Origin of the sequence: Corynebacterium sp. ACRPF, from assembly GCF_022347395.1 — a bacterium.
GTDB classification, from domain to species: Bacteria; Actinomycetota; Actinomycetes; order Mycobacteriales; family Mycobacteriaceae; genus Corynebacterium; species Corynebacterium tuberculostearicum_D.
This window is the reverse complement of the sequence record NZ_JAKRNB010000007.1, coordinates 40,201-56,197: the sequence shown is the minus strand read 5'-3', so window position 1 is coordinate 56,197 and position 15,997 is coordinate 40,201. Positions and strand designations below refer to the sequence as shown.

The window sequence follows — 15,997 nt, the reverse complement described above, 5'->3', positions numbered from 1 at the left end:
TAAGTTAGTGGGAAGTCACGAAACGCTTGCCAGCTTAATAGGATTGGCGCAGCCTTGCAGGGAGGAATAGGGAAAGGCGCGCCGGGTACCTAGGGCTTTGCCAAGTAGGTCAATGCCGCACCATATGCTGCCCGGGTGGAGGCATAGACAGTCGGGGCATAGTCCGGAAGGAAGGTCGCTTGGTGGTTGACAGGTGGATCCTCTAACTCATTTTCCGGAGTGCAGCCGATGTGCCAGAAGACATAAGGTACGCCCCATGCTTGTGGTAGATAGCAAAAGTCCTCAGAGGCGGTAGAAGGGGAGGCGATGACCGAATCGGAGCCGAAGGCGGCATCGAAAACCTCGGCCACTGGTGCGTGGGCCGTGGGGTCGTTATCGGTGACCTCGCCGTGCGCGTAGTACTCAAAGGTCGGGTCTTGCTCGCTTCCGGACGCCACACACTCGGCCTTGACCATGCGCTCGAGGGAGGCATAGACCTTTTCCGCGAGTGCGGGATCGTAATAGCGCGTATTGAGCACGAGCTCGGCGGATTCGGGAATGATGTTGTTTTTATCGCCGGAGTGAAGCTCGCCTACGGAGATGACAAAGAACTCGTGCGGGGCGACCTCGCGGCCCACAATGGCTTGGAGGCGGGTGACGATCATGGCCGCGATATAGGTGGGGTCGATGGAGTTATGGGGCATGGAAGCGTGGGCCGATTTTCCAAAGACGCGGATGCGCAGGGAATCGCAGCCGGCCATGATGGGGCCTGCGGTGTGGCGCACCGTGCCGGCGCGGCCGGGCATGATGTGCTGGCCAAGGCAAATATCGGGACGCGGCACGCGCTCGATGAGGTTATCGGCCAACATGTCCTTAGCCCCCACGGAGGATTCTTCGGCCGGTTGGAAAAGGGCGAGGAAGGTGCCGGACCAGGAGCTTCGGGAGGCGTCGAGAAGCGCGCAGGCACCCAGCAGCGCCGTGGTGTGCATATCGTGCCCGCAGGCGTGCATCTTTCCATTAGTGGCGGAATAGGACACACCGGTGGCCTCTTCCACGGGCAGGCCGTCAAAGTCCGCACGCAGCAAAGCAGTGGGGCCATCGCCGTTGCGGAAGATGGCGACCATACCAAAGCCGCCGATGTTTTCTACTACCTCGCAGTCAAAATCGGCGAGTTTGGTGCGGATGCGACCGGCGGTGCGCTCTTCTTCATGCGAAAGCTCGGGGTGGCGGTGCAGGTCCTCATAAAAGTCCTGCTGCCACCCCAGATCGGCTTCCTGGGAAGTGACTAGCTGGGCGATGCGGGCAGAATCAGACATGGTTTCACACCTTAGGGATTGGGTAGGGTTAGCGCTATGCCGGTTATTCAATTTGATGTTTTGGTTCCCAACGCGCAAGCAGAGCGCGTCGCGGACATCTTTACCACCGCCACCGACAAGCTGGTGGAGAGCGGTTCGCTTTCCTCAGCTGACGTTACCCGCCTCAAGGCACCGCAGTTTCCAGAGGGACTAGAAGAGCAGCTGCGGCAAAATTATCGCGACGAGCATGAGGACCGCGACCTTGAGGACGCGAGCGTGCACCGCTACGACATTGCGGTGGCGGGCGTGAGTGGCTCGGTTAACCAGCTGGGCATGGTGCTCTCGCGCCTTCTCACCCCGCATGCAGTGCTGCCCAAGGACCACGTATTGCTTGAAGACGAGCTGGCGCATGAGCGGCCCGCAATCTTCCCGTGGTCACTGTCCATTCGGCCTTAGAGCTGCTTGACGATGTCCCCAGCGGCCGCCGCTAGCTGCTGGGCCAACGAGCCTTCTTGGCTAAGGCGAGCGCAGTAGGCGTCGGTGTCATGCTCAAAGGAGCCGGCAATGATGCCCACGGGAGTTCCGGCTTGCCGGGCGAGATCCGTGATAGTTCCGACTGCCTTGCCGGTCAAAGACTGCTCATCAAAGCGGCCCTCGCCGGTGAGGACGAGATCGGCAGCGGCGATCTTTTCCGGAAGGCCCAGTGCAGCGGCCACGTGCGTGCCGCCGGACAGGAGGCGCACGTGTTCGTCTGAGCCCCAGAGGGTGCGTGAGAGCCAGGACAGGCCAATGGGAAGGCCACCCGCGGCGCCATAGAATACAGAATCTGCATCGGTGCCGGTAACCTCGCAGGCTTGGAGCATGGCGCCGGCCAGCAGCGCTACTTGTTCGCCTTGAGCTCCCTTTTGCGGGCCGTACATGGTTGCCGCCTGCACTGGGGTAGCGCGGGTATCTGCCAGCAGTGTGAAGTCGAGCATGCCCGCCTTGATATTGAGCTGCGCTGTATCGATGTGGTCGAGCTGAACGAGGGGAGCGCCGCCCTTGGGCAGGGCATAGCCGCGGGCATCGTGCGCGGCGGCGCCGAGTGCGGTGAGGATGCCCATCCCGGCGTCAATGCTGGCGGTGCCGCCCAATCCCAGCACGATCGAGGTAGCGCCACGTGTTTCTGCGTCCGCGATCAGCACGCCAGTGCCATAGGAATCGGCGTGGAGCGGATCAAGGCTGTCCTGCACGGCGGGCAGCCCGGTGGCAGCGGCGACGTCAATGAACGCAGTGGTTCCGGCGAGGGCATAGCTTGCCTGAGTCAATCGGCCAATGGCGTCGGTAGTGGGCAGGGTAATGGTCTCGGCGGATTGTCCACCGGCCGCTGCCGCCTGTGCGAGGACAGCGGCGGTGCCTTCGCCGCCATCGGCCATGGGCAGGGTGGTCACCGTGGCGTCGGGAAGCGCTTGGCGCACTCCCATAGCAATGCTGGATGCGGCCTCGGGCGCGGAGGCGGTGCCTTTAAACGAGTCTGGGGCGACGACAATATGCATGCCCGCAATTATAAAGCCCGTGTGCGATGGGGCACTGCGCGGCTTAAGATTCGAACGGACTACAGAAAATATCTATCTTTATTGTCGCTGGTAAAAGGGGTTACGTATCTACCTAGACCCTCGAACCTGCTTGCATTATCGGTAGTGTGATAGGAAACTGGTATCTGTTCTTACAAGTCCACAGAATGGAATGCACACCATGTCAGTAGATAGCCAAATCTCTGAGTACTATGACAAATTGCTCAAGCGCAATGCGGGAGAACCAGAATTCCACCAAGCGGTTTCTGAGGTCCTGGATTCGCTGAAAATTGTCCTAGAGAAAGACCCGCAGTACGCGGACTACGGCCTGGTGGAGCGCCTGTGCGAGCCTGAACGCCAGCTCATCTTCCGGGTGCCATGGATCGACGATAATGGCGACATCCAGGTCAACCGCGGCTTCCGCGTTCAGTTCAACTCCGCGCTCGGCCCCTACAAGGGTGGCCTGCGATTCCACCCCTCGGTCAACCTGGGCATCATCAAGTTCCTCGGCTTTGAGCAGATTTTCAAAAACTCCCTGACCGGCCTGCCCATTGGCGGCGGCAAGGGCGGTTCTGACTTTGATCCCAAGGGCAAGTCCGAGGTAGAGGTCATGCGCTTTTGCCAGTCCTTTATGACGGAGCTGCACCGCCATATTGGCGAATACCGCGACGTGCCGGCCGGTGACATCGGCGTCGGCGGCCGCGAGATCGGGTTCCTCTTTGGCCAGTACCGCCGCCTAACCACGCAGCACGAATCCGGCATCCTCACCGGCAAGGGGTTGACCTGGGGTGGCTCCCTGGTTCGTACTGAGGCCACGGGCTTTGGCACGGTCTACCTCACCAATGAGATGATGAAGACGCACGGCGAGTCTTTCGACGGCGCCAAGGTTATCGTCTCCGGTTCTGGCAATGTGGCCATCTACGCCGCAGCCAAGGCCCAAGAACTTGGCGCCACCGTGGTGGCTATGTCTGATTCCTCCGGCTACATCACCACCCCGAATGGCTTGGACATTGAACTGCTCAAGGACGTGAAGGAAAACCGCCGTGAACGTATTTCCACCTACGCCGAAGAGGCTGGAAACGGAGTGGAATTCCACAAAGGCGGAAATATCTGGGAAGTAAAGGCAGACGTAGCTCTACCATGTGCCACCCAAAATGAGCTCGATGGCGAATCCGCAAAAAAGCTCGTTGACGGCGGCGTGCGCTACGTAGCCGAAGGCGCTAATATGCCGTCTACCCCAGAGGCGGTCCACATCTTCCAAGAATCCAAGATCAACTTCGCGCCGGGCAAGGCCGCCAACGCTGGTGGCGTTGCTACCTCCGCGCTAGAAATGCAGCAAAACGCATCCCGCGACTCCTGGTCCTTTGAGTACACCGATGATCGCCTCCATGCGATCATGTCCAATATCTTTAAAAACATCGATAGTACGGCTAAGGAATATGACCGTGAAGGCGATTATGTTGCCGGTGCAAATATTGCAGGCTTCAAGAAGGTTGCGGACGCCATGTTGGCACAGGGCGTTATCTAGCTGCTCACTTCTTCTTTCAAGCTCCCCTTCTACGCTGCCTTTGCGTGGTGGAGGAGGGGAGCTTGTGCTGTAAATGCCCGCCATAGATTGCGTGAGTGGGCGGGTGGAAGGCGATTGTCGGCACTGGAGGGTAAATCTGCAGTACACACTCGGTGCGTGGCCTCCACGTCTGGCACGTGAGGGCATGTAAAATTCGCAGCATGTACCGTGTCTTTGAGTCCCTAGATGAACTAGTCCAGCACCTGGAAGAGGCCCATAGCCTCCCCATGACCTCTAATTGCATGGTTCCGCGCCATGAAATGCTCGCGCTTCTCGACGACCTCCGAAACGCACTGCCCGTTGAAATTGATGACGCGCAGGATGTCTTGGATAAGCAGGATGAAATCCTCCACGGCGCCGAAGAGCGCGCGGACCAGACCATCAATGACGCTAATGCACAGGCCGACGACATCGTGGGCCATGCTCGCGAAGAGGCAGATGCCACCGTCTCCCACGCAGAACAGCATGCCGCAAAGCTAGTGGCTGATGCTGAAGCTCGCGCTCAGTCCATGGTGGAACAGGCCCGCGCGGAAGCAGACCGCACCATTGCTCAGGCTAATGATGAATATGAGCGTTCCGTTGCAGAAGGCCGCGCCGAGCAAGAGCGCATGGTTTCGGAATCGGAAGTTGTTCGCCGCGCTGATGAGGAAGCACACCGCATCGTGGAGTCCGCCCACACCGAGTCCAACCGTCTGCGCAGCGAATGCGACGAGTTTGTAGACGGCAAGCTAAGCGAATTTGAAACCACCCTCAATGGGCTGCTGCGCACCGTAAGCTCCGACCGCTCTGCACTGCGCGGCGGTGCCGGGGTCCGTTCCCGCGGCGGCGACTACCAGCCCTCGAGTCGTGCCGGCGGTGTTGCGGGCGGCTCCCGCTACGCAGAAGGTGAGAACTACGAGCGTCGCTATAACGAGCGCTAAACCTTTAAATTCTTCCTGCTCTTAAGCTTCATTTCCCGGATGGAACTGGGCTCTGGGGCTTGAGGGGTGAGGGATGGTTTAGTCCCTTATATCAGGCACGGCCAAAGGTCCTGGTGGGTGGGCAGACGGTTTGTCGTACGCCGTCTTCCCACCCACCAGGACCTTTATGTTTCCCTACCAGCGTGAGCAGTTCAGGAGGTTGCGCGGGAGCGAGGCTGTGTGGTGGACACTGCCGGATTCGGTGCATGGGGAGCCGCTGTTAACGGTGTGTGCGGACGTGGCGCTTCCTTCCTTCCTCGAGGTGAGATGCGCAGGCGCGGCGGATTGGACGGCCATACATGCTGCAATGATTGTGGTTACTAATCCAGGGAAAAGGAATGCAACGAGTGCGGTAAAGAAATAGGAAGACAGTGACGTCAAAGAACTATCACTAAAGTTCTGCGGAAAGCACACGGCGCACATACTCACTAGCGCACCTGTGGCAACCAGCATGGTGCCTACAGAAATAAGCGCCGTGGGAATGGTCTCTCGAGAGAACCAGGTAATGGCGCCTGCGCTTAGGGAAAAGATGAGTGCGCCGGTAAGCACCGAAAGGTCCATGCCAGTGGGCAATACCAGGATGGTGCCAGCTATCAAACCAGCAATGATGCTGCAGATGAGTGCAGTAAAGAGGCGAATCCCACTAGCACCATAGATTCCTGAACGGTCCGGCCGTGGAGTCGCGTGCACGAGCGTGCCGGCAATGGTTAATACCGCGGCAGGAAGGCAGCTAAACACGGCGAATCCGAGTGCGATGCTGCGTGGATCCGTGGAGGCTAGCGCCAAGTGGTAAGTCATGCCTCCACACTAAAGACGGCTTTGGCTTGGGAAAAGGCTAATCCGGAAAGGCATAGGCCCTTTTACTTTAAACGACAGACTCTTGACAGAAAGTTTGCCTGTGCTGGCCGCTAGGCGGAGTTTGCGGGGCAAGGTAGACTACCTAGTGTTATGACATCACCATTGAAGTTCGATGTGGGCGAATTGTTGAACGCCCAAGGCGCTGACGCACTGCCGGAGCAACGCACCCAGACCGGCCCCGCACCTGAGAGGATCGGCGTCGAGATGATCGCCATTCCGAAGGGCGAGGAGCTCACCGTAGACGCCACCTTAACCCCTCTAGGTGCAGGTGTCTTGGTGGACGCCAACGTATCCGGACGGCTAACCGGGGAATGTTCCCGCTGCTTGAAGGAACTGCACCCGCAGCTGGATCTCCACGTCACGCAGGTCTTTGCCGCCGATGACTCCTTTGTCTCTGGCGATGATCCTGCAGCCGATGATGAAGGTTCCGGAGATGAGATTCCGGAGATCGAGGATGATGAGCTGGACCTTTTGCAGGCCGTGATCGATGAGGCAGGCCTCAACCTTCCCTTCGCGCCGGTGTGTGAGGACGGCTGTGAGATTGACACGCCTGAAGGGGTGACCACCGGTATCTCTGGCGAAGAAGAGGAAGACAAGGTCGATCCCCGCTGGGCTGGTTTGGAGAAGTTCCTATGAGCCGCAAAAAGAAGCTAACCGGGGAAGAGGCACTGGCAGCCGAATTTGCTGCAGTAGACCACAGCCCACTGTTGGAATCGCTCGGCGTGGACTTGCAGCCAGAACACCTGCGTTTGGCGCTTACTCACCGCTCGTTTGCCAATGAGAATGGGCATTTGCCTAATAACGAGCGCTTGGAGTTTCTGGGCGATGCGGTGCTGGGCCTGTCGGTGGCCTCCCAGCTCTACATCACTTATCCTTCTCGTCCGGAATCGGATATTTCCAAGATGCGTGCCTCGATCGTCTCGCGCTATGGCCTATCGGATATCGCTCGTGAGATAAACCTCGGCCCGCACATTTTGCTGGGCAAGGGCGAGCAGTCCACTGGTGGACGCGATAAGGATTCCATCCTTGCCGATACCACCGAGGCAATCTTTGGCGCCATCTACCGCGAGCATGGATTCGAAACCGCGCGAGAAGTCATCCTGCGCCTATTTGCAGAAAAGATCGACAATGCGACCGTGAGTGGTCGCCACCTGGATTGGAAGACCACCTTGCAGGAGCTGTGCGCCGAGCTTAAGGCACCGATGCCGGTCTATTCGGCTACCTCCACTGGCCCAGAACATGATCAGACCTTTAACGCGGTAGCTACCGTCGCTGGTCTGACCGTGGGCAATGGAGTGGGCCACAATAAAAAGCTGGCCGAGCAGCAAGCAGCTCAGGAGGCCTGCCAGACTTTGCGCGAGACTCCTCTCTTGGTGCAGGGCACTGCGCATAAAGAAGGCTAAGCATGCCGGAACTGCCGGAAGTCGAGTCCGTCCGCCGGGGTCTGGAGCCCCACGTGGTGGGGCGGACTTTTGAGTCTGTGCGCGTCCTGCACCCGCGTGCCAACCGTGGCCAAGATGCGCCACTTCCCGGTCTCCTAAAAGGCAAAGAGATCGCCGCTGTGGCTCGGCGGGGAAAGTTCATGTGGCTGGAATTTGTGGGCGAAGATTCCATGGATCCCCACCGCGACGTGCTCTTCATACACTTAGGCATGTCGGGCCAGGTTCGAATCGGCACGACCGATTCGCCGCATTTGCGCATTAGCGCTCAGCTAAGCGGTGGGGTAGAGCTTAGCTTTGTAGACCAGCGCACCTTTGGCTATTGGCTCTATGCACCGTGGGCGAAGATCTCGCACATTGGCATTGACCCGTTGGAACCAGATTTCGACATTGTGGCAACCGCCCGGCGCCTGCGGGCAAAGAAGACTGCAGTAAAGACTGCACTGTTGGATCAAACCTTGGCTTCTGGAATCGGCAATATCTATGCCGATGAATCGCTGTGGGCGGCACATATTCCGCCCCGTAAAAGGGCATCGACGTTGCGCCAAATGGATGCCGTAGCCCTGCTCGAAGCGGCTCAAGAGGTCATGGCCGCCGCCCTAAAAGTGGGTGGCACGAGCTTCGATTCCTTGTACGTCAACGTGAATGGTGAATCGGGATACTTCTCGCGGTCCCTGGCCGCGTATGGGCGGGCTGGCCAGCCCTGTCGGCGGTGTGGAACGCCCTTGGAGCGCTGCGTAATTTCAGGGCGTTCCACCCATTTCTGCCCCCATTGTCAATAAGTTATGGCGCATGGGGTTCACGTTGTGAACCTCAAGGCAGTAAATTATTCTGCATGGATTTTCTTGAAAATGTCGTAACGACATTTAATGACGGCGTCTGGTCGTGGATTCTGCCCTGGCTGCTCATCGCGGCGGGCCTATTCTTCGGCATCCGTACCGCTTTGGTGCAGGTGCGCATGGTGCCGGATATGTTCCGCGCCGTCGTCGAGCGACCCAAGGGGGAGGGCCGCGATGAGGACGAGGACTATGGCGGCATCTCTGCTTTCAAGGCCTTTACCATCTCGGCCGCCTCCCGCGTTGGCACCGGCAATGTGGCCGGCGTGGCCGTGGCTATTTCCGTGGGCGGCCCAGGTGCTGTCTTTTGGATGTGGCTCATCGCCATCCTTGGTGGTGCAACTGCATTTATCGAGTCCACCCTGGCGCAGCTGTGGAAGGTGCGCGATGGTGATGGATACCGCGGCGGCCCGGCGTACTACATGAAACGCGGCTTGGGCTGGGGCCCGCTTGGCGCGCTTTTCTCCATCGCTATCGCCTTTACCTTTGGTTTGGTCTACAACGCCTTTCAGACCAACGCCATTGCAGATGCGGTGTCCTTCTCCTTTGACCGCGATGACACCATGTTCCGCTCCATTATCGGTGTTGTTATTGCCGTGGTTGCGGGCCTCATCATCTTTGGCGGCGTGAACCGCATTGCCAATATCACCCAGATCATCGTGCCTTTTATGGCGGTGGCCTACCTGCTTATCGGCGGCTTTGTAGTCATCACCAACTTTGACAAGGTGCCGGGAATGATTGGCGATATTGTCGGCCACGCTCTGGGTATTAAGGAAATCGCTGGCGCCGGTCTCGGCGCGGCCATGATGAAGGGTATTCAGCGCGGACTGTTCTCCAACGAAGCTGGTGAGGGCTCTGCTCCGAACGCAGCGGCTACCGCGGCAGTGTCCCACCCGGTCAAGCAGGGCCTGGTGCAAACCCTTGGCGTGTACTTCGACACCTTGGTGGTGTGTACCATCACCGCCTTTATCATCTTGCTGGGGCCGGAGATTGCCTACGGTGCCGAAGCAGAAGGCGTCTCCTTGACCCAGGCGGCTTTGTCTTCTGAGGTGGGCGAGTGGGGCATCCACTTCGTCAGCTTCATCCTCTTTTTCCTGGCTTTCTCCTCCATCCTGGGCAATTATTACTTGGCGGAATCTAACCTGGAGTACCTCAACCAAAGCAAGCCTGCGCTGGTAATTTTCCGCCTCGTCGTGCTTTTCTTTGTCTGGTTCGGCGCAGTGGGTTCCCTGCCGCTGGTCTTTGCCTTGGCCGATACCGGTGCGGCAACCATGGTGATCCTCAATATCATCGCCATCGTGCCACTATCCGGTGTGGCGATTAAGCTGCTCAAGAATTACAACGAGCAGCGCAGCCACGGCATCGATCCGGTATTCCACCGCGACATGATGCCGGAGCTGAAGGGCGTAGAGTGCTGGGACGGATCGGATCCTGTCACTCGCCGCAGCGAAGAGGATCGCCGCGTGTTGCGCGATAAGGGACACCACGACCGCTATTAGAAATTAGGGAGGCAGCATGGCACTGGAAAGAATGACTGCTTTTGTCCATGGGCACGTCCAAGGCGTGGGCTTTCGCTGGTGGACGCGCTCCCGTGCCTTGGAACTCGGTTTGAGCGGGCATGCCACCAATCTGAGAGATGGCCGGGTGCAGGTGGTAGCAGAAGGTCCGCGGGAGAAATGCGAGGAATTGCTGGGACTCCTCAAAGAACAGCCGAGTACGACTCGGCGCCCGGGAACGGTGGATTTGGTTGTCGAACAATGGGCTGCCCCTAAGGGCGAATCTGGCTTCATTGAACGCTAACTCGCAGCACAAGCCCGCTGGAGCGAACCGCCAGGCTCGGCTGGGCAGCTGCGTTCAAGGCTTGCTAAACTTACCCAAATGCACCTGAAATCGCTGACGCTGAAAGGCTTCAAATCATTCGCGTCGGCGACGTCTCTGAAATTCGAGCCGGGAATTTGCGCCGTCGTCGGGCCAAATGGTTCCGGCAAGTCCAATGTGGTGGACGCCCTGGCCTGGGTTATGGGTGAGGGAAGCGCCAAGACGCTGCGCGGCGGAAAGATGCAGGACGTCATCTTTGCCGGCGCCGGTGACCGCAAGGCTCTGGGGCGCGCCGAGGTCACCCTCACCATCGATAATGCGGACGGTGCGCTGCCGATCGAATACTCGGAAGTGTCGGTCACCCGCCGCATGTTCCGCGATGGCGCCAGCGAATACGAAATCAATGGCTCCAAAGCGCGCCTGATGGATATTCAGGAGCTGCTATCTGATTCGGGCATTGGCCGCGAGATGCACATTATCGTCGGCCAGGGCAAGCTTTCTGAGATCCTGGAATCGCGGCCCGAGGACCGGCGCTCGTATATCGAAGAGGCCGCGGGTGTGCTTAAGCACCGCCGCCGCAAGGAAAAAGCGCAGCGCAAGCTCACCGGCATGCAGGCCAATTTGGATCGCCTGCAGGACCTTACTGATGAGTTGGGCAAACAGCTCAAGCCTTTGGCCCGCCAAGCAGAGGCCGCGCAGCGCGCCGCCACTGTGCAGGCTGATCTGCGCGACGCCCGCCTGCGGCTGGCAGGAGATAGAGTGGTGCGCCTGCGCAGCAAGTTTCAGGAGGCCGAGCGCGCGGCCGAGGTTTTGGCCGAGCAAGTAGAAGAAGTTACCGCGCAGCTGGAAGAAGCAACGGGTTCTCAGTTAGAAGTGGAAGCCCAGCTGGAAGAGGTAAACCCCAAGGCGGAGGCGGCTCAAAAACTGTGGTTCGACCTGTCCACGCTATCCGAGCGCATTTCCGCGACCCAGCGCATTGCGGAGGAACGAGCGGCCAATGCCGGCGCACAGGTGGCCTATTCCGGCCAGGATCCGGATGACCTAGAGTCTCGTGCTGCCCGCGCGGACGAAGAACATGCAGAGCTTCTCGCCACAGCGGAGGAGGCTGCGGAACGTCTGGAGGCTATCCGCGAAGAGGTAGCAGAGCGCCGTGAGGCATTCGAGGCCGCTGAGCGCGAGCACATGGCGCAGCTGCGTGCCATTGCGGATAGGCGCGAGGGCGTCGTCCGCCTCATCGCCGCGGAAGAAAAGGCGGCAGGCCAGGTTACTTCGGCCGAAGAGGAGCTGGCGCGCCAAGAGGAGACCCTGACTTCTACCAAGCAACGCACCCAAGCTGCCCAGGCGGAAGCCGATGAGGCGGCGGATAAGCTGCAGTCTTTGGCCGGCGAGCGTGAGCCGCTCGAGGAAGCTCATGTGCGGGCGGCCAGTGAATCGGGTGCGGCCGATAAGCGTTTGGAGCAGCTTCGCGATGAGCAGCGCGAGCGTGAGCGCGCTGTCTACACGTTGCGCTCCCGCATCGATACCTTGGCCCAGACTGCGCCGGAAACGGTTGATGTAGGCGAGCAGTTCCAACCGTTGGCGGAGTTCATCACCACCAAGTACGAGACGGCGGTAGCTGCCGCGTTGGGTGCTTTTGCAGAGGCCCAGGCGGGCGAGATTTCTGCCCAGCTGATTGCGGACTTAGAAAAGGGCACGCGCTCCGCGCTTATCGACGTCTCCGTGGCCGCCCCCTCCTCTTCCTGGCGCGTGGATGCGACATTGCCCGCAGGCACCTCGTGGTTGCTCGACCACATTGCGGTGGTTCCAGAGGTATCCGCAGCGCTGCACCGCCTCCTTGCGGATGTCGTACTCGTCTCCGATGTCGCGGAGGCGAAAAAGCTGGTGGCAGAGGATCCCCGCCTGCGTGCCGTCACCGAATCCGGCGTGGTGCTGGGTGAAGGTTGGGTAGAAGTAGGCACCGGTGCCTCATCCACCGTCGAGGTTTCCGCTCGCATCGCGGAGGCAGAGGAGCAGTTGGAATCTGCCACGCAGGAGCTGGAAGAACTCTCCGGCACGCTCGAGGGCGCGAAGATTGCGGCGGAGGATGCCCGGGTGACTGCAGCCTCGGCGAAGGCAGCCTTGCGCGAGCACGATACCGAAGTTGATGCGTGGAAGCGCGATCATCAACGCCTGCTCAAGCAGTACGAGGCTAATAAGAACGAGCACGAGAAGGCCGCGGCGCGGGCGACCGAGATCGAGGTCAAGCTCACCGAAGCCCGCACGCAGCTTGCCGCCGCCCGCGATAGGCTCGCCCGCGTCGATGCGGACGAGCAGCCCGACGAACCTTCTTCGGTAGAGCGCGACGAGGCCTCCGCAGCATTAGAGCAGGTCAAGTCCATGGAAATGGAGGCGCAGGTGGCGGCCCGCTCGGCCCAAGACCACGTGGGTCAGGTAGCGGGGAAGGGTGAGGCGTTGCGTCGCCAAGCGCAGCATGAACGCCAAGCCAAAGCCCGCCATGAGCAAGCCATGGCGCGCCGCAAGGCCCAGGGAGAGTTGGCCGGTGCGGTAGCCAAGCATTCACGCGATCTGGCCGCGCGCGCCACGCAGCTGCTTGAGCGCGCTACCTCTGAGCGCGATGACTACTTTGCGCAGCGCACCTCCTTAAACTCGCAGCTGCAGCAGGTCAAGCAACATGTCTCGGCCGCGCGGCAGCAGCTGGACCGGCTGACCAATCGCGCCCATGACTCGGAAATTGCTCGCTCCCAGGCGCAGGTGCGTGTGGACGAAGCAGAAGCCAAGATTGTGGAACAGCTGGGCATTGCGATTTCGGATCTCTTGCAGGACTACACTCCAGGCGAAGATTTCGACCGCCGGGCGGAAAACGCGCGCTTGAAGCAAGCAGAAAAGGACCTCAATTCACTAGGCAAGGTCAATCCGCTCGCGCTGGAAGAATACAAGGCTTTGGAGGAGCGCTATTCCTTCCTGTCCACTCAGTTAGAGGATGTCATCCAAGCCCGCAAGGATCTTGCGGGCGTTATCGAAGACGTAGACGCGCAGATTTTGCAACTGTTTACAGATGCATGGCACGACGTCGAAGCAGAATTTCCAAAGGTTTTCCAGACCCTTTTCCCCGGTGGCGAGGGACGCCTTATCCTCACAGAGCCGGAGGACATGCTCACCACCGGCATCGAGGTGGAAGCACGCCCACCGGGCAAGAAGGTCAAGCGCCTGTCCTTGCTATCTGGTGGCGAGAAGTCGCTTACTGCGCTTGCGATGCTGGTAGCCATCTTCCGCGCCCGTCCCAGCCCGTTCTATGTCATGGACGAGGTTGAGGCAGCGCTTGATGACGTCAACCTGCGCCGCCTCATTGCCCTCTTTGAGGAGCTGCGAAAGGACTCGCAGCTCATCGTCATTACGCACCAAAAACCGACGATGGATGTTGCCAACGTCCTTTATGGCGTAACCATGCGCGGCGATGGTGTTACTCGCGTGATTTCGCAGCGCATGAATCCCGCAGGCAGCGCCCCTGGAACGGAGCAAGCCAGCGAGGATGCTACTCGCTTGGGTGTAGATGCTCCCCGCGGTGACGAGGCGGGGAAGTAGCCTGGGGTTCGTCCACTTCCCGCAGGCCCCCTTCCGCTATAGGAGGGGGTTTGACGTGCCGCGAGCTGAGAAGACTGGCACTATAGAGGCATGAATTCTTTATGGTTATGGATCGGCATTGCGATCGTCGTCATCGTGCTGATTATTCTTCTCGTGGTAATCGGCAAAAAGCGCGGCGACGCCAAGAAGGTGTCCTTTGATAAGCCTGCTGAGGAAGAACCGAAGCAGCTGACCCAGGAGCAAAAGTCCGGCAACTATCAAGCCAAGTCCGGCTTTAACTTCGCTCCTGCTGGCGGCGCTAAGGAAGCGCAGAAAGCCCCGGTTCAGGCGGACAAGCCGGCTCAAGCACAGCAGGCAGCTAAGGCAGAGCCGAACGCTGCAGAACCGAATGCTACTGACATCGCCAATGAGCAGCTCAGCGGCAAGACCTCGCAGCCGAAGGAAAAGCCGCAGGCACAGGCTAAGCCGCAGGCTGATAAGCCACAGTCTGCTCAGCCCACGGCCGATGCCGCGGCAAACAAGCCCGTGGCCGACAAGCCTGTGGCCGAAAAGCCCGTGGCAGAGGAACCAGAAACCAAACCGGCACAACAGCAGCGGAAGCCGGCGAAGACCGACAAGCCGGCAGAGCCTACTAAGCAGGCCCAGGCCCAAGCGCCAGCGGAGGAGAAGAAGCAAGCGGCAGAATCTTCCGCTGATAAGGCAGATAAACCACAGTCCAAGGGAACTGGCGCTGCGGCCGCGGCTGCTGCTGGCGCGGCAGGCGTAGCGGGTGCGGCAGCTGGGGCGTCGGAAAGCGAAGAATCGCACGCGGACCGTGCCCCGGAAGCGGCTGGGCAGCCAGAAGCTGCACCCAAGCCGGAAGAGCCGGCAGCTGCCGAAAAGGCGGAAACTCCAGAAGACGTTGTCTCCGTGGAAAATGCCGAGGTAGCAGAGGAGTCCCCAGTCTTCGACGAGGTTGTTGAAGACAATGATGCCGAAGACATCGAAGAGCGAGTGGACGACCGCGAGGAAGCCGAAGAAGCCGCAGCCGCAGCCGAGGCACAAACCGGTGCCGCCGAGGCGGCCAAGGAACAGACCGAGGTTCCAGAGGGAGAACCTGCTCCAGCGCCAGCTCCGCAGGATGATATCGCACCCGCTGGTGGACGTCTTGGCCGTTTGCGTGGACGCCTTTCGCGCTCGCAGAATGCCATCGGCCAGGGGCTCATGGGAATTTTGTCCGCAGGCGATCTGGATGAAGACGCCTGGGAGGAAGTCGAAGACACGCTCATCATGGCGGATTTGGGCACCAAGTCCACGATGAAGGTGACTGATTCCCTGCGCGAAAAGATTGCAGAGCGCGGCGTTTCCAGCGAGGATGAGGCACGTGCCATGCTGCGCGAATGCCTCATTGAGGCAGGTCACCCAGAGATGGATCGCTCCATTAAGGCCATGCCGAATGAGGGCAAGCCAGCAATCGTCATGGTCGTCGGTGTCAATGGCACCGGTAAAACCACAACCACCGGCAAGCTTGCTCGCGTGCTGGTAGCCATGGGCCACAAGGTCCTTTTGGGTGCTGCCGATACTTTCCGTGCTGCGGCTGCTGATCAGCTTGAGACGTGGGGTCGCCGCGTTGGCGCCGATACCGTGCGCGGCAAGGAAGGTGCCGACCCAGCATCTGTAGCCTTCGATGCGGTAGCAACCGGCGTGGAACAGCAAGTAGATGTGGTCTTGGTCGACACCGCAGGTCGCCTCCATACCTCCACGGACTTGATGGACCAGCTGGGCAAGGTCAAGCGCGTGGTAGAAAAGAAGACCGATGTGGACGAGGTCCTGCTGGTATTGGATGCCACGGTGGGGCAGAACGGCCTTACTCAGGCGCGTATTTTCCGCGAGGTAGTAGATATTACCGGTGTGGTTCTCACCAAGCTGGACGGCACTGCCAAGGGCGGAATCGTCTTCCAGGTACAAGAAGAATTGGGCGTACCAGTCAAGCTTGTGGGCTTGGGCGAAGGCGCCGATGATCTCGCGCCATTCGAGGTTGAAGGCTTCGTCGACGCCCTGTTGGGTGAGAAGTAGTAGCTAAGCTTGTAGCTCCCCCTGCATATCGGGTGCCACGTACGTGCGCCACGGTG

The 15,997-nt window shown here is 59.7% G+C and carries 13 protein-coding genes; 10 read left to right on the top strand and 3 right to left on the bottom strand.

Translation table 11 applies throughout. From position 1 onward, the window contains the following. Positions 1-89: 89 nt before the first annotated feature. Positions 90-1,295 carry an amidohydrolase gene (locus MHX61_RS04565; RefSeq protein ID WP_239193148.1) on the bottom strand — a complete coding sequence of 402 codons (1,206 nt, stop codon included), beginning with the start codon at positions 1,293-1,295 and terminating at the stop codon, positions 90-92. A gap of 36 nt (positions 1,296-1,331) precedes the next feature. Here MHX61_RS04565 and MHX61_RS04560 point away from each other — a divergent pair, with 36 nt between their 5' ends. After that, positions 1,332-1,730, top strand: a complete 399-nt coding sequence (locus MHX61_RS04560; protein ID WP_239193146.1) for a hypothetical protein — start codon at positions 1,332-1,334, stop codon at positions 1,728-1,730. Here the strand turns inward: MHX61_RS04560 and MHX61_RS04555 are convergent. After that, on the bottom strand, positions 1,727-2,809 hold the full coding sequence (locus MHX61_RS04555; RefSeq protein WP_239193144.1) for a glycerate kinase: 1,083 nt from the start codon (positions 2,807-2,809) through the stop codon (positions 1,727-1,729). The genes MHX61_RS04560 and MHX61_RS04555 overlap by 4 nt on opposite strands. A 199-nt stretch (positions 2,810-3,008) precedes the next feature. Between MHX61_RS04555 and gdhA the strand changes: the two genes are divergently transcribed. Both gdhA and MHX61_RS04545 read left to right on the top strand, forming a co-directional pair. Then, positions 3,009-4,355, top strand: coding sequence for an NADP-specific glutamate dehydrogenase (gene gdhA, locus MHX61_RS04550; RefSeq protein WP_239193143.1), 1,347 nt, complete (start codon positions 3,009-3,011; stop codon positions 4,353-4,355). A 200-nt stretch (positions 4,356-4,555) separates the two neighbouring features. Beyond that, positions 4,556-5,314 carry a DivIVA domain-containing protein gene (locus tag MHX61_RS04545; protein WP_200435476.1) on the top strand — a complete coding sequence of 253 codons (759 nt, stop codon included), beginning with the start codon at positions 4,556-4,558 and terminating at the stop codon, positions 5,312-5,314. Positions 5,315-5,488: 174 nt separating this feature from the next. Here MHX61_RS04545 and MHX61_RS04540 read toward each other — a convergent pair whose 3' ends face one another. Next, positions 5,489-6,151: a hypothetical protein gene (locus MHX61_RS04540; RefSeq protein ID WP_239193142.1), complete on the bottom strand. Its 663-nt coding sequence runs from the start codon at positions 6,149-6,151 to the stop codon at positions 5,489-5,491. A gap of 150 nt (positions 6,152-6,301) precedes the next feature. Between MHX61_RS04540 and MHX61_RS04535 the strand changes: the two genes are divergently transcribed. The 7 genes from MHX61_RS04535 to ftsY all read left to right on the top strand — a co-directional run bounded on the left by MHX61_RS04535 (position 6,302) and on the right by ftsY (position 15,941). Next, entirely contained in the window at positions 6,302-6,847 is a 546-nt protein-coding gene (locus MHX61_RS04535; RefSeq protein WP_204608457.1) for a DUF177 domain-containing protein, read from the top strand. Continuing rightward, positions 6,844-7,614: a ribonuclease III gene (gene rnc / locus MHX61_RS04530; protein ID WP_204608460.1), complete on the top strand. Its 771-nt coding sequence runs from the start codon at positions 6,844-6,846 to the stop codon at positions 7,612-7,614. Before MHX61_RS04535 ends, rnc begins: the two co-directional genes overlap by 4 nt. A gap of 2 nt (positions 7,615-7,616) precedes the next feature. Beyond that, the gene (gene mutM / locus MHX61_RS04525; protein ID WP_239193141.1) at positions 7,617-8,432 is read left to right on the top strand and encodes a bifunctional DNA-formamidopyrimidine glycosylase/DNA-(apurinic or apyrimidinic site) lyase; all 816 of its coding nucleotides are present in this window, start codon (positions 7,617-7,619) and stop codon (positions 8,430-8,432) included. 53 nt (positions 8,433-8,485) lie between these two features. Next, complete coding sequence (locus tag MHX61_RS04520; protein WP_239193140.1) at positions 8,486-9,985, top strand: sodium:alanine symporter family protein; 1,500 nt, start codon at positions 8,486-8,488, stop codon at positions 9,983-9,985. Positions 9,986-10,001: 16 nt separating this feature from the next. After that, complete coding sequence (locus MHX61_RS04515) at positions 10,002-10,286, top strand: acylphosphatase (protein ID WP_239193139.1); 285 nt, start codon at positions 10,002-10,004, stop codon at positions 10,284-10,286. A gap of 78 nt (positions 10,287-10,364) precedes the next feature. After that, positions 10,365-13,886, top strand: a complete 3,522-nt coding sequence (gene smc, locus MHX61_RS04510; RefSeq protein ID WP_239193138.1) for a chromosome segregation protein SMC — start codon at positions 10,365-10,367, stop codon at positions 13,884-13,886. Positions 13,887-13,976: 90 nt separating this feature from the next. Then, positions 13,977-15,941, top strand: a complete 1,965-nt coding sequence (ftsY, locus tag MHX61_RS04505; RefSeq protein ID WP_239193137.1) for a signal recognition particle-docking protein FtsY — start codon at positions 13,977-13,979, stop codon at positions 15,939-15,941. Positions 15,942-15,997 lie beyond the last annotated feature (56 nt).